The organism is Saprospiraceae bacterium, assembly GCA_016709995.1.
In the GTDB taxonomy this organism is placed as follows: domain Bacteria; phylum Bacteroidota; class Bacteroidia; order Chitinophagales; family Saprospiraceae; genus JADJLQ01.
In genome coordinates, this window is the sequence record JADJLQ010000001.1 from 272,744 (window position 1) to 295,837 (window position 23,094).

Annotated in this window: 20 protein-coding genes; 13 read left to right on the plus strand and 7 right to left on the minus strand. The window is 40.9% G+C overall.

Features of this window, described 5'->3' with window-relative positions; all coding sequences use genetic code 11:
• A complete protein-coding gene (treS, locus tag IPJ09_01205) occupies nucleotides 1-1,683 on the minus strand; it encodes a maltose alpha-D-glucosyltransferase (GenBank protein ID MBK7370068.1) in 1,683 nt (560 codons plus the stop codon).
• A gap of 114 nt (nucleotides 1,684-1,797) precedes the next feature.
• Here treS and IPJ09_01210 point away from each other — a divergent pair, with 114 nt between their 5' ends.
• The 9 genes from IPJ09_01210 to IPJ09_01250 all read left to right on the plus strand — a co-directional run bounded on the left by IPJ09_01210 (nucleotide 1,798) and on the right by IPJ09_01250 (nucleotide 11,803).
• Nucleotides 1,798-3,093 carry a hypothetical protein gene (locus IPJ09_01210; GenBank protein ID MBK7370069.1) on the plus strand — a complete coding sequence of 432 codons (1,296 nt, stop codon included), beginning with the start codon at nucleotides 1,798-1,800 and terminating at the stop codon, nucleotides 3,091-3,093.
• 5 nt (nucleotides 3,094-3,098) lie between these two features.
• The gene (locus IPJ09_01215) at nucleotides 3,099-3,341 is read left to right on the plus strand and encodes a hypothetical protein (GenBank protein MBK7370070.1); all 243 of its coding nucleotides are present in this window, start codon (nucleotides 3,099-3,101) and stop codon (nucleotides 3,339-3,341) included.
• Between the two features lie 44 nt (nucleotides 3,342-3,385).
• Entirely contained in the window at nucleotides 3,386-3,844 is a 459-nt protein-coding gene (locus tag IPJ09_01220; protein MBK7370071.1) for a hypothetical protein, read from the plus strand.
• A 5-nt stretch (nucleotides 3,845-3,849) separates the two neighbouring features.
• Complete coding sequence (locus IPJ09_01225) at nucleotides 3,850-4,422, plus strand: sigma-70 family RNA polymerase sigma factor (protein ID MBK7370072.1); 573 nt, start codon at nucleotides 3,850-3,852, stop codon at nucleotides 4,420-4,422.
• 44 nt (nucleotides 4,423-4,466) lie between these two features.
• Nucleotides 4,467-6,011, plus strand: a complete 1,545-nt coding sequence (locus IPJ09_01230; protein MBK7370073.1) for a hypothetical protein — start codon at nucleotides 4,467-4,469, stop codon at nucleotides 6,009-6,011.
• Nucleotides 6,012-6,097: 86 nt separating this feature from the next.
• Entirely contained in the window at nucleotides 6,098-6,820 is a 723-nt protein-coding gene (locus IPJ09_01235) for a YebC/PmpR family DNA-binding transcriptional regulator (GenBank protein ID MBK7370074.1), read from the plus strand.
• A gap of 373 nt (nucleotides 6,821-7,193) precedes the next feature.
• Nucleotides 7,194-9,899, plus strand: a complete 2,706-nt coding sequence (locus tag IPJ09_01240; GenBank protein MBK7370075.1) for a SusC/RagA family TonB-linked outer membrane protein — start codon at nucleotides 7,194-7,196, stop codon at nucleotides 9,897-9,899.
• Nucleotides 9,896-10,315, plus strand: a complete 420-nt coding sequence (locus IPJ09_01245) for a hypothetical protein (protein ID MBK7370076.1) — start codon at nucleotides 9,896-9,898, stop codon at nucleotides 10,313-10,315. Before IPJ09_01240 ends, IPJ09_01245 begins: the two co-directional genes overlap by 4 nt.
• A gap of 18 nt (nucleotides 10,316-10,333) precedes the next feature.
• Entirely contained in the window at nucleotides 10,334-11,803 is a 1,470-nt protein-coding gene (locus tag IPJ09_01250; GenBank protein ID MBK7370077.1) for a RagB/SusD family nutrient uptake outer membrane protein, read from the plus strand.
• 109 nt (nucleotides 11,804-11,912) lie between these two features.
• Here IPJ09_01250 and yidD read toward each other — a convergent pair whose 3' ends face one another.
• From yidD to IPJ09_01270, 4 genes are all read right to left on the minus strand, one after another.
• Nucleotides 11,913-12,185, minus strand: a complete 273-nt coding sequence (gene yidD / locus IPJ09_01255) for a membrane protein insertion efficiency factor YidD (protein MBK7370078.1) — start codon at nucleotides 12,183-12,185, stop codon at nucleotides 11,913-11,915.
• Nucleotides 12,186-12,191: 6 nt separating this feature from the next.
• Nucleotides 12,192-12,719, minus strand: coding sequence for a hypothetical protein (locus IPJ09_01260; GenBank protein MBK7370079.1), 528 nt, complete (start codon nucleotides 12,717-12,719; stop codon nucleotides 12,192-12,194).
• 34 nt (nucleotides 12,720-12,753) lie between these two features.
• Nucleotides 12,754-13,335, minus strand: a complete 582-nt coding sequence (locus tag IPJ09_01265; GenBank protein MBK7370080.1) for a HupE/UreJ family protein — start codon at nucleotides 13,333-13,335, stop codon at nucleotides 12,754-12,756.
• A gap of 90 nt (nucleotides 13,336-13,425) precedes the next feature.
• Nucleotides 13,426-14,739, minus strand: coding sequence for an adenosylhomocysteinase (locus IPJ09_01270; protein ID MBK7370081.1), 1,314 nt, complete (start codon nucleotides 14,737-14,739; stop codon nucleotides 13,426-13,428).
• Between the two features lie 262 nt (nucleotides 14,740-15,001).
• On the opposite strand from IPJ09_01270, the gene IPJ09_01275 reads away from it, so the two are divergent.
• From IPJ09_01275 to IPJ09_01290, 4 genes are read left to right on the plus strand one after another with little or no spacing between them, the layout of a single operon-like run.
• Nucleotides 15,002-16,537: an FAD-binding oxidoreductase gene (locus IPJ09_01275; GenBank protein ID MBK7370082.1), complete on the plus strand. Its 1,536-nt coding sequence runs from the start codon at nucleotides 15,002-15,004 to the stop codon at nucleotides 16,535-16,537.
• Complete coding sequence (locus IPJ09_01280) at nucleotides 16,443-18,488, plus strand: hypothetical protein (GenBank protein MBK7370083.1); 2,046 nt, start codon at nucleotides 16,443-16,445, stop codon at nucleotides 18,486-18,488. The genes IPJ09_01275 and IPJ09_01280 overlap by 95 nt, the downstream gene beginning before the upstream one ends.
• 46 nt (nucleotides 18,489-18,534) lie before the next feature.
• Nucleotides 18,535-20,715, plus strand: coding sequence for a hypothetical protein (locus IPJ09_01285; GenBank protein ID MBK7370084.1), 2,181 nt, complete (start codon nucleotides 18,535-18,537; stop codon nucleotides 20,713-20,715).
• Nucleotides 20,712-22,085 carry a hypothetical protein gene (locus IPJ09_01290; protein ID MBK7370085.1) on the plus strand — a complete coding sequence of 458 codons (1,374 nt, stop codon included), beginning with the start codon at nucleotides 20,712-20,714 and terminating at the stop codon, nucleotides 22,083-22,085. The genes IPJ09_01285 and IPJ09_01290 overlap by 4 nt, the downstream gene beginning before the upstream one ends.
• A 38-nt stretch (nucleotides 22,086-22,123) precedes the next feature.
• Here IPJ09_01290 and apaG read toward each other — a convergent pair whose 3' ends face one another.
• Together apaG and gmk are read right to left on the minus strand one after the other, a co-directional pair.
• A complete protein-coding gene (apaG, locus tag IPJ09_01295) occupies nucleotides 22,124-22,498 on the minus strand; it encodes a Co2+/Mg2+ efflux protein ApaG (GenBank protein MBK7370086.1) in 375 nt (124 codons plus the stop codon).
• Between the two features lie 29 nt (nucleotides 22,499-22,527).
• Entirely contained in the window at nucleotides 22,528-23,094 is a 567-nt protein-coding gene (gene gmk, locus IPJ09_01300; protein MBK7370087.1) for a guanylate kinase, read from the minus strand.

Below are 23,094 nucleotides of genomic sequence, written 5' to 3' on the forward strand. Positions count from 1 at the left end.
TCAATCCATCCCCATCACCAACTTATCCTCCAACAACTCTATTCGCTCCACTTCTATCTCGGAAAACCATTTGAATTCATATGGAGTAAGTCTTAAGTTTAAAGTGCCGTCCTCCGGGTGTACCCGATCATTGCTCAATAAGTCTTCCATGGCCCCCTGGTAACCGGCTTTGCCCAGAACTATGGAAGTGAGCTGTTCCATATCGCTGAGATTGATCACTACCAATATTCTTTCGCCGGCATATTCTCGCCAATAGGATAATATAGAAGGATGATCTGCCTGGGTAAAAGTAAAACTGCCCCGGCCAAAGACATGATATTGTCGGCGGATGTGGATAATCCGGCGCATCCAATGGAGTAGAGAATCTGCATGGAGTTCAGATTCTTCTACGTTTACTTTCGTGTAGTGATATGTTTCATCTACAATGACAGGGAGGTATAGTTTTTCAGACTCGACTTCTGAAAATCCTGCGTTTTTGCTTTCATTCCATTGCATAGGCGTTCGTAAGCCATCACGATCATCCAACCATATATTATCACCCATTCCTATCTCATCACCATAGTATATCAGTGGGGTACCGGGCATAGAGAATAACATCGCATTCATGAGTTTGATACGCCGCACATCATTGTCCATCAAAGTGGCTAGTCTTTTTCTGATGCCAAGATTGATTCGAGCCCGGTGATCGGGTGCATAATTTTCACGCATATACAAGCGATCTTCATCAGTGACCATCTCCAAAGTAAGCTCGTCATGACATCGTAGGAATATAGCCCATTGACAAGCATCAGGTATGCTAGGTGTCCGATTCATGATATATTCAATAGGTGTGCGATCAGCTTTTTTCAATGCAAGATAGAGTCGGGGCATCAGTGGAAAATGATAATTCATATGACACTCATCACCATCTGAAAAGTACGAAGCTGAGTCTTCCGGCCACATATTGGCCTCCGCCAGGAACAACAATCCCTCATGATGCTTGTCCATGTGAGTACGAAGTTTTTTTAGAAAATCATGGGTCTCTGGTAAATTTTCTCCGGAGGTACCTTCCCGCTCAAATAGGTAGGGTATTGCGTCCAGTCTGAATCCATCGACTCCCATGGCAGCCCAATAATCCAGAATCTTAAAAATCTCTGTTTGCACTTCTGGATTGTCAAAATTAAGGTCAGGTTGATGACTAAAAAACCGATGCCAATAGTACATGCCGGTATCCTCATCTTTGGACCAGTTAGAGGGTTCATAATCTGTAAATATGATGCGAACTTCCTTATACCTGGTAGGGTCATCTGACCAGACATAAAAATTGCGGTGAGATGAACCGGGAGGCGCAGCTTTGGCTCTTGCAAACCAAGGGTGTTGGTCAGAGGTGTGGTTGATAACGAGTTCTGTGATGATCCTCAGGCCTCTGGCATGAGCTTGACTGATAAGCTCTTTGAGATCATTGAGGTCTCCGTATCTTTTATTTATATTGTAATAATCGGCGATATCATATCCGTCATCTCGTAATGGACTGGGATAAAAGGGCATGACCCAGATAGTGTTGACACCGAGATCTCTGATATAATCCAGCTTGCTGATCAACCCCGCAAAATCTCCTATACCATCACCATTCGTGTCACGGTAGGTCTTGACATGTACCTGGTAGATGATGGCATCCTTAAACCAGCCGATAGTTCTTTGCATTTGTTAAGTTTTTATCAATTCTGTATCAAAATAAGAAGGTTTTGCTGAATAAGAAGACTCTAGCTCCAACGTTAATGGATTTATTTCCGTCTCAACAGGTATAAATCAAATTTTATGAAACAATCAGTCTGCTTTTTGCTCTTATTTTTACTTATTTCCTTCACCTCCTGTTTTAAGGATGACTGTATCAGCCATCAAAAATTTGTCAGATTTGATCCTATCTATAAGACCGCCAATGCCATCAGATCTGAGTTTAAAGTTGGTCAAGCTCAGGAACTGAAGAATCCCGGCAAAATCTATGTGTATGGTCATTATCTTCTCGTCAACGAAATAGCGGAAGGTATTCACATCATAGATAACAGAAATCCTGCAAGCCCTCAAAATGTTTCTTTTATCACGATAGCCGGCAATATGGACATGGCGGTGAAAGAAAATGTGCTTTATGCTGACAATGCTATCGATATGCTGGCCATAGATATTAGTGATGTCACCGCACCAAAACTACTCAAACGGCTAAATGCTGTTTTTAACCGATCATATGGATGGAGCGCCAATGTGGACAATCAACCCATCCTGATTGGGTATTCACGAACCAACGTGACCCAGGTGCTGGACTGTAACCAACAAGGATTTGGTCAAAACAGTTTTCCTGGTGGCGGAGGTGTATTTTGGTTTAGTGCTGATGTAGCTGCACAGAGTAGTATCAAAACACCTGGATCATCAGGGGCTAGTGGTGCTTCGGTAGGTATAGCAGGCTCTTTTTCAAGATTTGGAATAGTTGATCCTTACCTCTATGCAATAGATCAATCAGATCTGCATGTGATCTATATTGATGACGCAAAGAATCCTAAAGAAGGAAAGTCAGTATCGGTCGCATGGAATGTCGAAACACTTTTTCCTTATAAAGACAAATTGTTTATTGGCGCTCAGAGTGGCATGTATATCATGGACAATAAAAACCCAGAAGCACCTACTTTGCTGAGTACTTTCTCCCACGCGCGGGCGTGCGATCCAGTCTATGTTGAAGGCGATATAGCTTATATCACTTTAAGAAATGGGACCAGGTGTGAAAACTTTACAAATGAACTGGATGTAGTAGATATCACCAATATTACTTCACCAAGATTAATCAAAAAATACGCCATGTCCAATCCTCATGGTTTATCGATCGTAGAGGATGTTCTATATCTATGCGAAGGAGACTATGGCTTTAAAGTCTTTGATGTGAAAGATAATAATGCCATTGATAAACATCAGCTCAGTCATCTAACTTCATTTCATGCTTATGATGTGATAGCGCTGGATGCTGCCCATTTAATCGTAGTAGGTGAAAACGGACTCTTGCAGTTAGACGCCAGTGATCCTAAGAATATTAAATCAATCAGTTTAATACCTGTGGTCAAAAACTAATCATTATGAAGAAAATAATCCTAGGACTGATTGGGCTGCTATTATATTTTGCGATATCCGCACAAGAAGAACCGATTTATTTGAAATATCGGTTTGTCAAAAGAAACGGCACTTCGATTATTGGTCAGATCGTCGAAAAAAACCTGGACGGGCCGTACACGATCAAATTGGACAATGGCACTTTGATCAATGTCAAAGAACAAGAGATCTTGCGATTTTATCCTTTGAAAACCAAAAAAACAGTCTGAATTATAGCAGTCCTGGGTATCGATGGGGTCTTTCAACGGAGATCATGGGCGTCAATAATGGTCAATGGAATATTGGTACAACCAAAGTTTCGACGGGGGTATCCATGGCAGGGCATTATTATATAAATAGTCAAATAGCACTCGGTGCAGGGGTAGGTATGTACAATTATGATCTGAATGCCCGCAGATTGATCTTGCCTTTATTTGGAGAAGCCAGATGGAGAATGATCAAAAATTACAGTAGTCCTCTCATAAGTTTAAAAATTGGGCATGGTCTGGCCGCAAAAAATTATCTTACTGGCCTGGTGGATAAAAAGGGAGGACTGTTTATAAACCCGTTTTTTGGCTATGAATTTGGTACTGCCAGAAAATTAGGGTGGGTCATTGGCGTAGGTGTATTATTGCAAAAAGCTTATTACGGCTATATGGAAGGCAGTACTTTTGTGGATGAAGACATTTATTTTAGACGCACCGAATTCAAATTGGGTATTAACCTACACTGACCTGCATGGGAATATTTTCAGCTAAAAAGCTTGATGATGCCACTTTAGTGAGTGGTTGCGTCTCCAATGACAGGAGGTGCCAGGAAGCTTTATATCGAAAATATTTTAAAACCTTGTTCTATATGGGTCTCCGCTATACCTCAGACGAGGACCTGGTACAGGAGATTACTCATGATGCTTTTATCAAAGTTTTTAAAAGTATCGACAAATACCAGTTTACTGGCTCTTTCGAAGGTTGGTTGAGAAAGATCATGTTCCATTGTGTGGTCGATCACTTCAGATCTAAAAAAAGTCCAAGATTTATTGAGTTGGATGATGTGCGTCAGATTCTCGATGAATCGGCAGTGGGTCATTGGGATACTGAAGAATTGCTTTCACATATTAGCGCTTTGCCGGACACCCATAAGACAGTGTTCAATATGTTTGCATTGGAGGGGTATTCTCACCAGGAAATTGCAAAAAAAATAAATGTGAGTGAGGGCACTTCTAAATGGTATCTCAATCAGGCAAGAACCTTGCTTAAAGAAAAAATAAACCATCAAAAGGACCCTAATAGCAAATCAATAAAAACCAGGTAGATGATACTAATGGAGATTTCAGATATATTTTATTCAAACAAAATATGATGCAGAATAATACACAAACAGATAAAAAAACACTCAAAAGACGGGAAGATCTTGGGTGGGCTAATCTGAAAAATCAGCTCGACATCGAACTACCTCAGAAGAAAAAAGATAAAAGAGTTTTATGGGTGGTTTTTTTATTAGGGGCAGGGTTGTTTGCAGGGTATGCTTTTTTTGGGCCATTGATTGAAATGCAGCCTTCAATTCCTGAAATGTCAAAACAGTTGCCTGTGTCACCGTCATCTGTTCCTGATGACAAACTGATGGAAGTAGCGCTGCAGACCAATTTTAATGATGCCAAGGAGGATGCTCCCCTGGCAAAGGTCGATGTGTCAAATACATCTCAATCACCTGAAGAATCTACACCCGCCGTTCAAAAAGATATTTCCGAAGCTGATTCAAATCTTAAAAAAGGTATATTATCCAGAGAAAGGTCAATACCTTCCACCACGAAGGATTATGTTTCTACTCCCGCTACGCACCAGCAAACAAAATCAAAAACTAATTCTACACTGGAAACTCGCACAGGTCATGCGACTTCTGATGCTTATACTTCGATTTCTGGGTATTTTTCAGAAGGGCCTGAGAGTGCTTATGCCAAAGACGAATCAAAAGCCACAGTTCTTTCCTTGGCTGCACCCAGAAGTTTGCTGCATTATGAATTATTGCCTTATAGAAGCATAGCCATCTTGGGTGCCAAAGTTGATGATAGCTCTCTGGGCTCAAAAATATTGTTTAAGCAATTTGAGGCTCCTGTTTTACTCGCAGCTACCTCCAAAGATAAGTTCAGTGGGCATCTTCAGGCCGGTACAGCCTATATGAGTGATAAACATTGGACCTCAAGTATACTAGCGGGAAAGCCCATTAACCTAAGCTCCAAACTATACCTCAATTTAAATGCCGGCTTAGCCATTCAATATGCTAAAAAAAGTGCCTTGACGGCTAAAGGTCAGCCAGGTTCATTTCAGAGCTCTGCTCCTGGGGCTTTAAAACAATTAGATGCAGGATCACTGTACACGGTCAATTCTTCTAAGGTGTTTCTTGATGCTTCAAATAGTTTGACCGGATATAGGCATGATACTTTGTTTATATCTACTAATGATAAAGTGACTTATCAGGAATCTGCAAGCCTGATGGGAATGTTGCAGGCGGGTTTGGGATGGAATGTTTTCCCTCGTTTCCACCTGGAATCTGGTTTTGATTTCAGACGAAGTTTTAGTAAAAATCAAGACAAACTATTGATTCAATATGCGACACCAGTTAATAATGGTCTCACCAATAGTATTACGAATGCCGGAACATTTATGGTAGACAATGCTGCTTCACTCCATCGTACTTCACTGTATCTTCAAGCGGGATACATGCTAAACAGTCGTTTAGGGTTAAATGCAGGACTTGTTTCAAAGCCTTTTCAGTCTGGGTCTGGTAGCGTATTACAGAGCGCTGCCGATCGGCCTAATAATGGCGGGTTTAGCCAATTATCATTAAAAGGGTCGGGACAGCAGCCATTCATTATTGATTTTAATCTGAGATATCGGTTTTAGCAGCCAAATTCTTTACAGGTAAAGCGCTAATTTGAAGAAAGTTTATAACAGATAAAATCCTATTTTTGCGGCTCTAAAATCAAATTATGGGTCGAATATTCGAAGTAAGAAAGTCGAAAATGTTTGCCAGGTACGACCGTATGGCTAAACAATTTACACGCATAGGTAAAGAAATCATTATTGCTGTTAAAGCCGGAGGACCGGATCCTGATGGAAATGCTCAATTAAGACGGTGCATGGCCAATGCCAAGTCGGTCAATATGCCCAAAGACCGCATCGAAAGCGCCATCAAAAGAGCTAGCGGAAAAGATCAGGCCAGCTATGACGAAGTCATGTTTGAAGGATATGGTCCAGGTGGAGTAGCTGTATTGGTAGAAGCAGCTACAGACAATAATACCAGGACTGTAGCCAACGTGAGGGCACTGTTTAATAAGTATGGTGGCAGCCTCGGGACCCATGGGTCTGTCAGCTTTATGTTTAACAAAATGGGTGTATTCAAATTGCACCCGGAAGGCATCCAGATTGAAGACCTCGAAATGGAGCTTATTGACTTTGGTTTGGAAGAAATGGGGGAGGGTACAGGAGAAAACGATGAACCCGTAATAGTGATCAGAGTCCCTTTTAATGAGTTTGGTACTATGCAAAAAGCACTTGAAGACAAAAATATCATTCCGATCTCCTCAGAAATGGAATGGATACCATTAAATACAACTTCCCTGGAGGATGAAAAAGCTGAGGATGTACTGAAGCTGGTTGCAAAAATGGAGGAAGATGATGATGTGCAAAAGGTGTTTCACAACCTGGCTTAGATCAGAGTCCTTCTAATATGCAGATATACAGTGCATTATTTTAAATTTTTAGTTACGAGTCTCTGTCCTTAAAATCTTTAACAATACAAGGAGCATTTTGCTCAGTGATATCGTTATACTGCATGATACCTGAATTTTTCGAAATTCCAGGATAGAAGGGCTTACTCTAAGTCGGATCTTTATTACACTTTAATCAAAGTTTTGTTGATCAATTTTATTGAATAACAAAATAGTTGACTGGAGTTTATTTAAAAGATTTTCACGAGGTTATTTTCAGAATTTAACCTCCATCGCTCTCTCTAAATCAAACAATTAAAACAATATGTCCAAAAGATTACTAAATCGATTTTTGAGCATTGGCATAATGGTTTTTATGACCCATTTCGCCGAAGCTCAGATTAAAATCACAGGCCTCCTACAGGATGAATCCCAACAACCATTGATCGGTGCCAATGTCTTGGTGAAGGGTACTCAAAATGGCACCATTACAGATATAGATGGTAGATTTTCTATCGATGCTCAGCTCAATGATGTCATTCAGTTTAGTTATGTTGGATTTCAGTCCAAAGAGCATATAGTTACATCAGCCGAAGATCTGGTCATTACGATAGAATCAGGAGTACTCGGGGTATCAGAAGTAGTGGTAGTAGCTTACGGTACGGTAAAAAGATCAAACTTTACTGGATCGGCCAATACGATCAGCAGTGAACAATTGAGCAATCGCTCTTTGGGCAATGTGGCATCTGCTTTGGTAGGTGCCGCTCCAGGTGTGCAGACCAATGCAGTCAATGGACAGCCAGGAAGTGCTCCAGCGATCAGAGTAAGAGGTTTCGGTTCTGTGAATGCATCTAATGCACCTTTATTTGTAGTGGATGGCGTTCCTTTTTCAGGCAATGTAGCCAATATAAATGCCGACGATGTGGAAAGTATATCTATTCTAAAAGATGCCGCCTCTACTGCTTTGTATGGATCCAGAGCTGCAAATGGAGTGGTCATGATCACCACCAAAAAAGGTAAAATTGGACACAACAATGTAAGTCTTAAATTAAGTCGTGGAGTATCTTCTAGAGCGCTCCCTGAGTATGAGCGTGTCGATGCTTTTCAATATTATCCATTGATGTGGGAAGCATATAGAAATAGCCTTGCTTTTCGTGCATCCAATCCGGTAGCAATAGCTACAGCCAGTGAGACGGCTACAAAGGATATTGCTGGTCTATTGGCTTACAATCCATTCAATGTCGCAGGAAACACAGTCGTAGGTACAGATGGAAAACTCAATCCAGCAGCCAGTCTCATCTATAATCCTGAGGACCTGGATTGGCAAAAATTCATCACCCGTCAAGGAAATCGAAATGATGCTTCTGTCAATATATCCGGAGGACAAGGAAAAATGGATTATTTGATTTCATTAGGTTATCTTGATGAAAAGTCTTTTTTGGTCAGGTCCGATTTTAAAAGGTATACCGGAAGAGTCAATATCAATAATCAGGCTTTGCCTTGGTTCAGAACCGGTCTCAATCTCAGTGGTACTTTTGTAAAATCCAATCTGGCTTCGTCTACCGGAGGGACCGCATTTGTCAATCCTTTTAACTTCGCCAGAAACATTGGTCCTATCTTTCCAGTATATGCTTATGATCCAGCTAATCCGGGCCAATACTTGTTAAATGGTCTGGGAGAAAAACAATATGATTTTGGAAATCTCAGTGCATTAGGATTGCCTAATAGACCTGGAGGAGGATATGGAGGTCGTCACATTGTGGCTGAAACAGAATTAAACCAGGAGTTTTTTAATCGTAATGCCTGGGGTGCACGTACCTATGGCGAAATCAGCTTTTTGAAGGATTTTAAATTTACTACTAATGTGACTGTAGATGCATCCAACCGCACAGATTATGATTATGACAATGCCATTATTGGTGACGGAGCTCCAGGTGGCCGCTCAGATAAACAGTACGCTAATGTGACCAGTTTTACTCTTAACCAGTTGCTTAATTATAGCAAAGCATTCGGTAGACACAATTTTGATTTCCTGTTTGGCCATGAAAATTTTGACTACAAGGATGATAATTTGCGAGGATTCAGAGCCGGACAGATCCTGGAAGGAAATATAGAATTGGTCAATTTTACGACCACCACTACATCCAGGTCGGAGGCAAATAAATATAAAATCGAAAGTTATTTCTCAAGACTGATGTATGATATAGACAATAAATATTTTGCCACTTTATCTTACAGAACAGATGGGTCTTCTAAGTTTTCCAAGAAAAACAGGTGGGGTGATTTTTATTCTGCCAGTGCAGCCTGGAGAATGGATCAGGAATCATTTATTAAGAATATATCCTGGATCAATGCTTTAAAACTGAGAACTTCCTATGGAGTGACCGGCAATGACGGAGTACTCGATCCTGATGGGCTTACTTTATTATATCCATCACAACCATTATATACCATTGGATTTAACAATGCTGCCGAACCCGGTATCATCCAAAACAGCCTGGGCAACGAAGATCTTGAATGGGAATCCAATACCACCTTTGATGTGGCGCTTGAATTTGAAGTTTTTAAAAGTAGACTTGGTGGCACAATAGAATATTTTGATAGAAAATCCGATAACCTGTTGTTCCAGGTCCCGCTTCCAATATCAGCAGGTATTACTTCTCAAATCAAAAACGTTGGATCTATGTTTAATCGGGGAGTAGAGCTTAATCTTTTTTCTGACATCATAAGGACTAAAAATTTTAACTGGAACATCAATTTTAATGTCACTGCACTAAAAAATCAAATCACCAAATTGCCTCAAGAAGAAATCATCTCTGGCACCAAAAAACTTAGTGTGGGACATTCTATCTACGACTATTGGTTGAGAGACTGGTATGGAGTAGATCCTGCTAATGGTAATGGATTATATACAGCCAATGCATTTAGTGCCAGCAATACCAAAGTTCTAGCCAATGGAGATTCCGTATCTAGTAGTCAAAATAATGCACGATTTCATTATGCCGGATCTGCTATCCCGGATTTTTATGGTAGCGTCACAATACTTTCACTTATAAAGGGCTATCGCTTTCAACACTGTTGACTTACCAAAGGGGAGGACTTACTTATGATGCAACTTATGCTACCTTGATGTCTTCAGGCAACTATGGTGCAGCTTTGCATAAGGATCTTCTCAGAAGATGGCAGACAGAAGGAGATATCACCAATATACCTCGTATGGATGTTTCTCAGACAGCAGTTTTTGGAGCTCAATCTGACAGATGGCTTACGGATGCTTCTTTTATCAATATTCGCAATGTCGAATTGGCTTATACCTTTTCTAAGAAAGTGGTTAATAAAATGAAGATTTCTGGTGCTCGCGTATTTTTAAATGCTGAAAACCTAAAAATGTTTTCAAAAAGAACAGGCATGAATCCGGAAGAATCGTTTACCGGGGTCACCTCAAATGAATTTATACCCGCCCGAATAATCAGTGGGGGCGTAAACATAAATTTCTAAACTCAAATTTTATTGAAAATGAAATATTTAAAACTATCAATAATTGTAGCAACGCTTTTTATTTTAGCTTCATGTGGAGATGACTATCTGGATACCACTCCCACAGACTTGGTATCTTCCAGCGCTGCTTTTCAAAACATTACCAATGCATGGGCCGCACTAAATGGCATCCATCGTGCATTATACGTGCAATATGCCAATCAAGGCGAAGGTGGCGAAGGCAATCTCAATCTCAACAGGGATGTTCTTGGAGAAGATTATGTGATGACTGCTGTTGGAAATGGTTGGTTTAACAATTCATATAAATGGCTGGACCATAGAAGCGAGACCAGCGCATTAAGTAAATATCCCTATGCAGTTTATTACAGGTTGATTGGCAATGCCAACCTCATCATCGCCAATATTGATGGGATCGCTGCAGATCCCGCTGAGATAAACGCCATCAAGGGACAGGCTCTGGTATATCGTGCATGGTCACACTTTCAATTGGTACAATTGTATGGACAGAGATATGACAAGTCAAAAGCACCTAATACTCAATTAGGGGTGCCGCTGATGCTTACGCCGACCAGTGAAGGTCAGACTCGGGCTGCAGTAGAAGAGGTTTACACTCAAGTGCACAAGGATTTGGATGATGCGATTAGTTTTTTGCCTGCAACTTCCCGAAAGAACAAATCCCATTTTAACGGGCAAGTGGCCAAAGGCATCAAAGCCAGGGTATATCTGGCTCAACAGGACTATCCAAATGCTGCCAAATTTGCAGCTGAGGCTCGTGCAGGATTTAATCTTATGACAAACGCAGACTATTTAAGTGGCTTTAATAATGTGAGCAACCAGGAATGGATGTGGGGTAGCGATCAGATAGATGAGCAAACTACTTTTTTCTATTCTTATTTTGCCTATGTATCCTGCAATTTTAATTCTACCAACATCAGGACCAATCCCAAAGCCATCAATTCGACTTTGTACAAAATGATCTCCGATACCGATGTTAGAAAAAAATGCTGGGATCCCACCGGAAGTGCCTCCGCCATCACTCCTCCAGGAGGGCTGAAAAAGCCATATATGACACAAAAATTTTTGGCCAGTAGTTCTAGTAATAGCGTTGGAGATGTACCCTACATGCGCGCAGGCGAGATGTACCTCATAGAAGCAGAAGCCAAAGCCAGAAGTAATGATAATTCCGGCGCACAAGATGTATTGTTTATCTTGGCCAAAAACCGGGATCCCAACTATGTCAAATCCACCAAAACTGGAACCGAGCTGATCGAGGAAATCATGATTCAGCGTAGAGTGGAGCTTTGGGGCGAGGGATTCCGATTTACCGACCTGAAGCGATTAAACCTGCCCTTAAACAGAAATGGAGCTAATCATCAATCCGCGCTTTGTTTGATCTTTGATGTACCGGCAGGGGATAAACAGTGGGAATTTTTATTTCCCAGGGATGAACTCAATGCCAACCCACAGATCGTTCAAAACCCACTCTAGAAGGATGGTTATGTTCTAAAGCAGAATGACCCTAAAAAAAGCAAAGGCTACCAAAGATGGTAGCCTTTGCTTTTTTTAGGGTCAGGTACTTGATCGAATAGGTGACTCCTTATGATTTTTTGATGGAATCTGCTTTCTTTGGCACCGGATCATATCCCCAGCTTCCCCATGGATGGCACCTTGCTATTCTTTTGATGCCCAGCCAGGAACCCTTGATTACGCCCCACTCGTCGATTGCCTGGATCATATAGTGTGAACAAGTTGGGTCATACCTGCATTTGTTGGCACCAAGTAAAGGAGAAAGTAAATATTGGTAGGCCCTGATAGGAAAAATAAAGATGCCTTTGATGATTCTATGGCTTGTATCTACAACCTTCTTCATGTGCCATTAATAATTCACTGATTCTTCAAAGTGTTTGGAGTTGAACAGCATATAACCTGTTTTGCCTTTGACTTTGATATTGATGATGTTTTTTTGATCATCATATAACTCCATCAGCACATTATATTTTACTTTTATCTGATTAAAATTGGACGGCATTGGATACTCCATATATGACCACACAGCTAGTTGATCCTCTGAAGCTTCCTTGCCAATAAACTTGCCGGCAGTGGCTTTGTTGTCGATTTGAATTTGAAGTTTTTTATCAAGATATTTTGACAAAACAGCTTCAGCGGTGCTCACTTCTTTGTCAGTACAAAGGTGCAGATCGCTGGCGCCTTCTTTGGCCAAGACTGTCTGAAGGTCATCCAGGTAGATTTGGGTGGCTACTTCCAGCGTGTTGGCATCAGCATTATATTGGATTTCACATTTGCTTAGGTGAATAGCGTGAAAATAATCTGAGGAACAATCAACACCTTTGCCGGCGAGGCTGACCAAGGATAAAATTATATAAAGTGACCAGTTTGTAATCATTTTTTTCTTGATATGATGCATTAATAAACAAGAATCACCAAAACTTAGTTTCGTACATCAAATATAGGGCCACCAGACCAGCCAGGATAGACAATAATTTTGACCAAATTGGAAATCCATTTTTAACTATTCTCAACACCACCCAGGTAAGTGTCATCAAACTCAATACAATACCGATCTGACCGACCTCTATGCCTACATTAAATGAAAATAGTGGTTTGATAATGTTTTCTTCTTTACCTAATAAGCTTTTAAAATAATTAGAGAAGCCACTTCCATGGATAAATCCAAAAAACATGGGTAATACATATTTCCACCAGGTCATCTTGAGTCCTGGTCTGGCTACTGTAAGATTTAAGATAGCAGTGATCAGTATAGTCACCGGTATAAGAAACTCAATAATCTTTGATGGAAAGACCAGGATATTCAATGCTGAAAGCCCTAAGGTCAGGGAATGGCCAATGGTAAAGGCGGTCACCAATACCAAAACTTTGCGCCAGTCCGAAGGCGTATATATTGCGCAAAGCGCTACAATAAAGAGGATATGGTCATAGGCTTTGATGTCGGCAATGTGCTGTATGCCAAGTTGAAAAAAAGTATAAAACTCTGAATTCATTTGACTGCAATATTAACCATCCTTTAATAAAAAATCCGGAAGTAACTACAAATAGTCTACCTCCGGACCTGGATGATATTTTAACTAAAATTAGTATCTGTAATAATCAGGTTTATAAGGACCTTCAGTTTTGATTCCGAGGTAATCCGCCTGTTCGGTATCCAACGTATCCAGTTCGACACCAATTTTTTCAAGATGCAGCCTGGCAACCATTTCATCAAGATGTTTAGGCAACATGTAGACTTTGTTATCATACTTGTCACGATTAGTCCAAAGTTCGATTTGAGCTAATACCTGGTTGGTAAATGAAGTAGACATCACGAAGGATGGATGCCCCATCGCACAACCCAGATTGACCAATCTTCCTTCAGCCAATAAGATAATGTCATTGCCATCTATGTTGTACATGTCTACCTGTGGCTTGATTTGATCTTTAGTCTGGCCATAGTTTTTATTGAGCCAGGCTACATCGATTTCATTGTCAAAGTGACCTATATTGCACACGACTGCTTTGTCTTTCATGAGTTTGAAGTGCTCACCCGTCACCACATTGAGACAGCCAGTGGCGGTTACAAGGATATTGGCTTCTGGCAGCGCTTTAGACATCTTTTTAACTTCAAAACCGTCCATAGCTGCTTGTAGTGCACAAATAGGGTCGATTTCGGTAATGATCACTCTGCAGCCAGCACCTCTGAGTGAAGCAGCAGATCCTTTGCCAACATCTCCATATCCTGCCACTACTGCAACTTTTCCAGCAAGCATCAAATCTGTTGCTCGTCTGATTGCGTCTACACAGCTCTCTCTACAACCATATTTATTGTCAAATTTAGACTTAGTCACAGAATCATTTACATTGATAGCTGGTACTGGCAGGGTGCCTTTACCTACACGCTCGTACAATCTATGGACACCGGTCGTCGTCTCTTCACTGATACCACCAAGACCAGCGACCAGTTCTGGATATTGATCAAGCACTACATTAGTCAGATCTCCGCCGTCATCGAGGATCATATTAAGTGGTTTGCCATCTTTAAAGGCAAACAAAGTCTGTTCAATGCACCATTCGTATTCTTCATTGGTCAATCCTTTCCAGGCAAATACCGGTACACCTGCAGCAGCAATAGCGGCAGCCGCATGATCCTGGGTAGAAAATATATTGCAAGAAGACCAGCTTACTTCAGCGCCTAATGCGACGAGCGTCTCTATGAGTACGGCAGTCTGTATGGTCATGTGCAGACATCCGGCTATACGAGTTCCTTGTAAAGGTTTGGACACTCCGTATTGTTCTCTCAGTGCTATTAGACCGGGCATTTCTGCTTCTGCCAGGAGTATTTCTTTGCGACCCCAATCAGCCAAAGACATGTCTTTTACTTTGTAAGGGAGTTTTGCATGTATTGTTTCCATTATAAATATTTAAATATGTAATCTTAAAGGCCGCAAAGGTATGAAATAGCCTGGATTTTATCGTTGAATAGGATAGTATTTAATAATAATCTGAACAGATAAATACCACATCTTATAGTGTTTGTGATTGAATTAATTATATTTGATTATTGCAAATGTTAAGCTTTATGGAATTTTATCCTTAAAAAGCACTTATATAAGAATCAATCATATGGTACAACCGACTTAATAAATCTCATTGTCAACCATCCTTATACCAATTATGAAGTATAGAAAAACCAAAAACCAAATAGCAAAATCCATATCGATTAAGGACCTGGAATCTGGGAGATTAAGCCAAAGCTTGCCTACAGATAGCCCCTTGTCGATCGACCAGCTAATAAGCCTGGAACAATCCATCACGGGGAAACTGGTATTTCCCTGGAATCCAGACTATGAGCAAGATCGAAAAGATTTTAATGATGTATACCCAGCCTGTCCTGTTGTAATAGTATATGCCGTGTGCTTTGATGATCTCAGGGAGTGTCTTAAAATTGCGCAAGACAATGGTCTCCAGTTTACGATCAGATCGGGAGGACATAGCCTGGCAGGATATTCAGTCTGTGACGGCATGGTCATCGATATGAGTATGATGAAACATGTCCATGTCGATGTTACATCACAAACTTTGACAGTCGATGCGGGTGCAGCTTTCGGGGACATTTTTCCCATTTTAGAGCAATATGGATTGCATATGCCGGGTGGCGGATGCCCTACGGTTTGTGTCGCGGGCTATATGCAGGGTGGTGGTTATGGGCTGACATCGAGGGCATTTGGCATGAATTGCGATTGTGTGCTCGAAGTCATGGTCATGTTGGCTGATGGCAGGATAGTAAAAGCCAACCAAAATTTAAACAGTGACTTATTTTGGGCAGTCAGGGGAGGTACAGGTGGAAATTTTGGCATTTTACTCAATATAAAATATCAACTGGTGCCACTCGGATTTATTTGGGGAATAAAGATCACCTGGAATATAGATCCGAGCCCAGGCGACGCTGCCCAGGCGCTCTATACCATTCAAGAACAGTATTTGACAGACAATGCTTTTGCCAATCTTGGAATTGAAACTATATTGGCCACAGACACTGATGGCAAAAAGAAAGTATTTTTCTGTGCAGTCTGGATTGGAGATGAAGCAGGCTTCGACATGGCCTTGGCTCCTTTGCTGGATGTACCTGGTGCTCAAGTGGTTTTTAAAATCCAGGGCAAATACTCGGATGTCAATGCCCGGGTGTTAGAGGGTACACCGGATTTGCCTGAAGGCATCAAGGCTTACTCCAGAAGTACGATTATTGAGCGATCTCTTAGTATAGCCAATTGGAGCGATATCCTCCAGTACTTTCTGACTGCGCCCAATCAATATACGATGGTAGACATGGAGTGTTATGGTGGTAAAATAAATCAGGTATCTCCCGGATATAATGCATTCATACATCGTACAGCAAAAATGGATTTTTTCTGCGACGCTTTTTTCGATGACCAGACCAAGGATCAAAAGGAAAACGAGATATGGCTCAATGCATTTATGACATTTATGCAGCGATACAGTAATGGGCATTCTTACCAAAACTATCCGAATAGGGATCAACAGAATTGGAAATGGGCTTATTGGGGAAATTTTTATGACCAACTGTTGTCAGTGAAACAAAAATATGATCCGGCCAATGCCTTTAATTATCCTCAATCCATTGGACCTTACCAGTCCATTTCTCGACAAAACCTTATTACCCAAAGTCCTATTCAATATGAAGCCATTTAAACTTATATATATTTTTATTGCACTCGGGTGGCACTTATCCATTGCTCAAAGTCCAGTCGTTTTAAGCATCGGTGAAGACAAATTGATCGGCAAAAATATCAGTTTTTATGTAGATGAAAGTCACTCTGTGACAGTCGACGAGGTATCTTCCAAAACCTTTATACCCTGTGAGACAGATGTACTCAATCTGGGACATCAGGAACATCCTGTCTGGATTCGTTTTCAAGTGACGAATAGAACGGACCAATCCTATTTTCTGCAGATAGAAGCACCTATGCTAGAGGAATTGGAAGTTTATCAAGTAGAGGATGCAAAGTTTAACCAATTATTTAAAGGAGGATTTAATACAGCATTTACAAAAAGACCTATTAAAATTGAAGATTGGTTGTTTAGTTTGCAAAGTAATAAAGATGCGCCTACTACCTATTATATCAGAGCATATACCGGTTTTCCTTTTTTATTGCCGATTAGTATTGCCTCTAAAAATGAATACGTAGGCAGAGTCCAGCAACACAACTTGTTTTGGGGCTTGTATGTCGGCATTATGGTATTTGCTTTTTTGTACAATCTGTTTATTTATTTTTCTGTCAGGGAAAAGACCTATCTGTATTACATTTTATATATCCTGGGTGCATCGTTGTTTTACCTGGGTTTACAAGGATTTGATTTCAAATATCTATGGCCTGATTTGCCCTCTTTGAATAAACATGTTGTATCCATTCTTTGCTTTACCAATATTTGTATCACGGCATTTGCCTTTAGATTTTTAGGCATTAATAAAAAGTCATTTAAATGGCAATATTATTTCGGAATATTCCTTGCCGGCATGTTTGGATTATTGTTTATTCTCGATTTTTTATTGCCTTACGGATTGGTAAACGGATTGGCTCAGTTATTCAGTTTGGTCATCTGTGTTTATTTCATCACCCTTGGAGTCATGGCATATCGCAATAAAATCAGCAATGCGAGGTATTTTTTATTTGCCTGGACTTTGTTTTTATTGTTGGCTATACTCTATATCCTAACGATCAATAATGTATTCCCCAGTAATTTTTTCACCACCCATAGTATTTTTATAGGACATATGACCGAAGTATTGCTGCTGTCGTTTGCTTTGGCTGATCGAATCAATTTTCTAAAAAAGGAGAATGAAGAAAAACAATCCCAGATTATATATCAACTCGAAGAAAACGAAAAGATTCAGCTGAGAGCCAATAAAGAACTGGAGCAAAAAGTAGTGACCCGTACTGCAGAAGTTGTAAAACAAAAGAATGAAGCTGAAAATGCAAGAGCACGTAGTGAAGAGCTGCTACTCAATATTCTTCCTGCTGAAACAGCTGAAGAGCTTAAAGCGACAGGCACTTCGGACGCAAAGTTGATCAGTGAAGCCACAGTTTTATTTGTCGATATCAAAGATTTTAGTTCCATCGCCAGTACTTTGAGCCCCGATGAGTTGGTCAATGAAATCAATGAATGTTTTACAGAGTTTGATATGATTGTGGAGAAATACGGTATCGAGAAGATCAAAACGATAGGTGATGCCTACATGGCTGTGGGTGGGGTGCCCAAACCCAATCACTCCAATCCTGATGATGTAGTCAATGCAGCTTTTGAGATGTTGGACTTTATTAGCAAATTAAATCAAACGAAAATTTCCGAGGGCAGAAAACCATTCAATATCAGGATAGGGGTCAACACTGGGCAAGTGGTCGCAGGAATAGTCGGCGTGAAAAAATTTGCTTATGACATTTGGGGCGATACAGTCAATATAGCCAGCCGCATGGAGTCCTTAGGCGTGGCTGGTAAAATCAATATCTCTGAGTCGACCTATCATAGAATTAAAGGACACTTTGAATGTACTCACCGGGGCAAAATAGATGCTAAAAATATTGGCTCGATCGACATGTATTTTGTTGATAAAAAGAAACACTTCCATACGCCGATTCACTAGAAGACACTTTCCTTATTTTAAATTAAACCCAGATAAAAACTTACCAATGGCACTTTTTGATTTTCCACGAATTAATTTTAACGGTAGGGTAGATGTCAATGTACCGACGATCAACAATGCAGTCTATTATCCGCTCACCATGTATGATGCGACCCATTCGCAGGCCTTCTTACCCCCGAGGATATACTATGATAGCCAGGCGGATATCACTAAGATTAATTCAAGCTTTGCTCCTACGATCTACACTGATCCTCAAAATCATAGTCAACCATTTTATATAGAGATTGAACCCATCAATGATATACCTTCCTTACAAAGCTGGTGCATGACTCCACTCGGTCAGGGTGAAGCAGATGCTGCTTATCTGCCTTATTATCAGTCTGTTACATCGGCCCTGGGCCCCATCGTAGGTCTGTGTCCTGGATATTGGAACATGTGGGGAGATATGGGGGTGACCCTTAGTAATACAGAAGTCACTGGTGTGCAAACATTTGATGGAACGGTCATCACGCTTTATGATGATAAGTCATCCTATATTCCTCCGGAAGTGGCACCCTTGTTATCAGCAAAATTTGATTTTGATGCTACACCAGGCTCAGGCAAGACGACGGCTCTGATGGTCGAGACTGTATCCAATCAATCATGTTATGCGAGTATATTCTGCAGCAACTTAAATTTATACAATTCGGCTAATCCTGCTGAGGTATACCTCCAGGGCACTCCCTTCAAATTCTCTGCGTCTATTTACAGCGCATGGCGCACCGTCAACTGGTGGCCTGCCATGGGCGGCTCCGCCAGGTTTTGTTCAGCTCTTCCACTTGATCAAATTCCTGCAGGACAAAATTCTCCGGTGGTGCAATTTTTTAATAAATACATTGCCTATGATGGCAGACCTTTAAAAGGTTTATTTATTTCATTTACCATTCAAAGTGTGTTTGAAAACAGATACGATCAAAACTATTATAAAGAGAAGGGCACTCAGAGCAATCCCGCAAGAGGCTATACCGTAGGTAGTATTACTCCGTGGTATGATGGAGACTTCATTTCAAGCAATATTGGCAGAAACCTGATCTCTCTCAATGCGCAGCCTATTTTTCAAAACCTGGGTGCAGGAGCAAATAATCCCGTACCTGTAAGCATGACTCCGGCTATCTGTTCAATCAAATCTATTGGGACAGGCGTATCTGTACTATCGCTGGACATGGGCAACAGTTGGCCCGAAGCTATTTCACCCGCTTATTCTCAAGTGCCTCCTATCTTTCAACCTCCCATGCCTGAGAATGCTACTTTTGAAACAGCAGTTCTTGGCAAACTGACGCTGGGTACTGTAGAAGATGCAAGTTTAGCGATAGCGACTATTGACATCGATCCTTTGGCCAATCCCAGGCTTGAAGTATATAAAAAAGGGGCGATTTTTGATTTTATTATTTCTGATCAAAACATTTCTAATCGCGTCCATAAAAATTTTTTAAAAGCAACCTTGACGACACCGCAGGGTTATTCAATATTGGCATTGGAGGAAGCCACTTATATGTTTGCGAGTGATCAAAAGGGCTTGTATACTGATCAGGGTGATACACCTGGACAAGGCTTTAATGTGTTTAGCAATACCAGGGAATCTTTTGTGTTAAGGATTTTTCAGAAAGGAGCAAGGGTCACCGATCCTATCCCTGTAGGCATAGCCCAATACATTATTCCGGACGCTGCCAATGATCCACCAGGCCTGCCAAATAAAACAGTGTGGCTGCAGTTAGCAGACGGCGCTGTAATAGATTTTTCACAAGCACCATTTGGCATTGACAATAATGCTGTATACTATTTTGTATATGATGGACTTTATCCCAAAAATCAAGTGCCTGTTTTTTCTCCAGCCAATTATACAGTGATGGACACAGGCTATTTTACAGTGATGCGTGTTCATCCTTCAACGGACTACAGCCGATATCTTGATAAGAACCATCCTTCGTATGCTCCGCCGGATTTTGAAGTGATATATAATGAAATTTTTAAGTTGTATGATGTGGTCTATCCTATCATGGGGAAAGCATTGCCATTCAATAAGGCTGTGTGGGATGATCCAACCATTGCTGGTTTGGTCCTCGAACGAACAGATCTCAAAAATTGGAATAATATTATTTATATGCCCCGGTCCAGAGAATTGAGTGCTGACCAGAGAGCATTGATCGTAGCTTGGGCCAATAATATCTCCTCAAATAGAACGACATGAAAAATATACCTTTCTCATTAAGCGGGCTGTTGCTGATTTGCGTGATAAGCCATTTTGCATGTAAAGAAACTAGCAAGCCACAGGATTCATCACCTATGACGGAAGTGGTTAGCGAGTCATTGGATGCGGGCTTTGATATTAGCGTTCGCACGATGGAGCCTAATCCATCTATCCCTGGCCTCCAATCTGCTGCCTGGGCACGATCCGGTAATAAAGTACTATTGATAGGCGGGCGCAAGACCGGTTTCCATGGACTGTCAGGTCTGGACACTATATTTAATAGCAGACTGGCCAATAAATCAATCTATGTATTGGATATGAGTACCTGGACTTCAACTGAATTGAAGCTAAACCCTAAGGATCAGTCCATGTTGCAGTTTTTTTCGTCTAATATGGAGTTCTTTCAGGATAAGGACACATTATACATCGTTGGGGGTTATGGCACTACAAAAATAACTGGTTCCAGGAGCGATTTTACTTTTGATAAAATGTTGGCTATCAATGTGCCGTTGATGATAAGTCAGGTGGAAAGCCAGGGCGATCCTCAAAAGGCAATACTTTATACGATTCAATCGCCTTTTGTACAAGTATCTGGTGGCGAATTGATAAAGCAAGCCGGGACTTTCTATTTGATGTTTGGACAAAATTATATCGGAGCATACACCTTAAACAAAACTGGCAATTATACTGAAGCGATTAGAGTATTTAAGGTCATTGGTGGAAAATTGGCTGATACTGCGAGCATTCGAAATAGCGAATTACACCGCAGAGATTTAAACGTAGTTGTGATTCCGCAAAAATCGGGTAGTTTTTTTGCTACCTTTGGTGGTGTTTTTACGGCTGCGGGCAATGGGTTTGATCAGCCAATATACATCACTCCGGCAGGACTATCCACTTCCTACAGGATAGATACTTTACATCAGCTTACCAGTCAGTACAATTGTGCTCGGGTTGTCATCTATGATCAGGCAACCGATAAAACTACAGTGGCTTTGATGGGAGGCATTGGGAGATTTCAATATCACGTGGATTCGGCTTATTGGGAAGATGGGGATGATGGGGCTCTGCTTCCTTTTGTAAAAACCATTACGCAGATGCAATATGTTCAGGGAAATATGGCTCAGCGAGTACAAATTCCTCCGGGTAGCCCGGAGCTTCCGGCTTTGCTGGGGGCCAATGCCATTTTTTTGGCCAATCCAGATTTTTCTTTTTCAGATGGTACTATTGATTATGCTAAAATAAAAGGCAATCTGACCACGATTATCGGGTATTTGTATGGTGGTATACAATCTCCATCCCCGAGCTCCAATGATGTCAATCCTTCCAGTGTAAATAACCAGATGTATGAAGTTATTTTGACGAAGAAATAATTTTGGATAAACCTTGTAAAAAAATAATAAAACGCTAATCAATTTTGCATTTCAGGCACAATCAGGTGAAACTCTGGAATTTTAATTTCAAAGAGTTCGTTGGTATCCAATCGGATCAATTGATAGGATCCACTCATTTTACCCATGGATGAAGCGATCGGACAGAAAGATTGATATTGATGGGTATTGCCGGGAGCTAAGACAGGTTGTTCTCCGATGACACCTTCACCTTTGACTTGCCTGTTGGTGCCATTACTCTCCCAGATCCACCAATGTCGACGAAGCAATTGCACAGTATATTGATTCGAATTGTGGATCCTGATATAGTAAGTGAAAACGTTTTGATCAGAAAAAGGTATAGAGAATTTTGCCTGAAATTCTACAATCACCTCGACGGCGATGCCGTTGGTAATACAATGTGGGGTATTTGAATTCGTTTCACTCACTGGCCTAAGATAAATTTTTTTACAATACTACCGGCATCTCTCTTAGCTTGTTCAAGGTCGTCGTTGAGCACCACGGCGTCAAAACGGTCCTGGTATTCCATTTCCATGGTAGCCCTTTGGACTCTCATATCGATTTTATCCGGTGATTCAGTTTGCCTGGAGATCAGTCTTTGTCGCAGTACTTCGATAGAGGGCGGTTTGATAAATAATGCAAGAGATTTTTTAGGAAAAAAGCGTTTCAAATCAGAAGCTCCGATAACATCAATATCGAACACAATGGTCTTTTTTTGATCCCAAAGTCTTTGCAGTTCGGATTTTAAAGTCCCATAAAATTGACCCGGGTATACTTCCTCCCACTCTACAAACCGGCGTTGATGGATATACTGTTTAAATTTTTTCACATCGATATAATAGTAATCTTTTGCTTCGATTTCATGAGGCCTTCGTGGTCTGGTAGTCGCAGATACTGAAAAGGACAGGGAGGGTATGGTATCGAGTAAGTGATTGACTATAGTGCTTTTGCCAGAACCGGACGGTGCTGTGATGATGACCAGTTTGCCCAT

Bases quoted from the DNA above. Each gene is read 5' to 3' on its own strand.
- treS (MBK7370068.1), bottom strand. From the start codon at position 1,683: ATGCAAAGAACTATCGGCTGGTTTAAGGATGCCATCATCTACCAGGTA.
- IPJ09_01210 (MBK7370069.1), top strand. From the start codon at position 1,798: ATGAAACAATCAGTCTGCTTTTTGCTCTTATTTTTACTTATTTCCTTC.
- IPJ09_01215 (MBK7370070.1), top strand. From the start codon at position 3,099: ATGAAGAAAATAATCCTAGGACTGATTGGGCTGCTATTATATTTTGCG.
- IPJ09_01220 (MBK7370071.1), top strand. From the start codon at position 3,386: ATGGGCGTCAATAATGGTCAATGGAATATTGGTACAACCAAAGTTTCG.
- IPJ09_01225 (MBK7370072.1), top strand. From the start codon at position 3,850: ATGGGAATATTTTCAGCTAAAAAGCTTGATGATGCCACTTTAGTGAGT.
- IPJ09_01230 (MBK7370073.1), top strand. From the start codon at position 4,467: ATGATGCAGAATAATACACAAACAGATAAAAAAACACTCAAAAGACGG.
- IPJ09_01235 (MBK7370074.1), top strand. From the start codon at position 6,098: ATGGGTCGAATATTCGAAGTAAGAAAGTCGAAAATGTTTGCCAGGTAC.
- IPJ09_01240 (MBK7370075.1), top strand. From the start codon at position 7,194: ATGACCCATTTCGCCGAAGCTCAGATTAAAATCACAGGCCTCCTACAG.
- IPJ09_01250 (MBK7370077.1), top strand. From the start codon at position 10,334: ATGAAATATTTAAAACTATCAATAATTGTAGCAACGCTTTTTATTTTA.
- yidD (MBK7370078.1), bottom strand. From the start codon at position 12,185: ATGAAGAAGGTTGTAGATACAAGCCATAGAATCATCAAAGGCATCTTT.
- IPJ09_01260 (MBK7370079.1), bottom strand. From the start codon at position 12,719: ATGATTACAAACTGGTCACTTTATATAATTTTATCCTTGGTCAGCCTC.
- IPJ09_01265 (MBK7370080.1), bottom strand. From the start codon at position 13,335: ATGAATTCAGAGTTTTATACTTTTTTTCAACTTGGCATACAGCACATT.
- IPJ09_01270 (MBK7370081.1), bottom strand. From the start codon at position 14,739: ATGGAAACAATACATGCAAAACTCCCTTACAAAGTAAAAGACATGTCT.
- IPJ09_01275 (MBK7370082.1), top strand. From the start codon at position 15,002: ATGAAGTATAGAAAAACCAAAAACCAAATAGCAAAATCCATATCGATT.
- IPJ09_01280 (MBK7370083.1), top strand. From the start codon at position 16,443: ATGCCTTTAATTATCCTCAATCCATTGGACCTTACCAGTCCATTTCTC.
- IPJ09_01285 (MBK7370084.1), top strand. From the start codon at position 18,535: ATGGCACTTTTTGATTTTCCACGAATTAATTTTAACGGTAGGGTAGAT.
- IPJ09_01290 (MBK7370085.1), top strand. From the start codon at position 20,712: ATGAAAAATATACCTTTCTCATTAAGCGGGCTGTTGCTGATTTGCGTG.
- gmk (MBK7370087.1), bottom strand. From the start codon at position 23,094: ATGGGCAAACTGGTCATCATCACAGCACCGTCCGGTTCTGGCAAAAGC.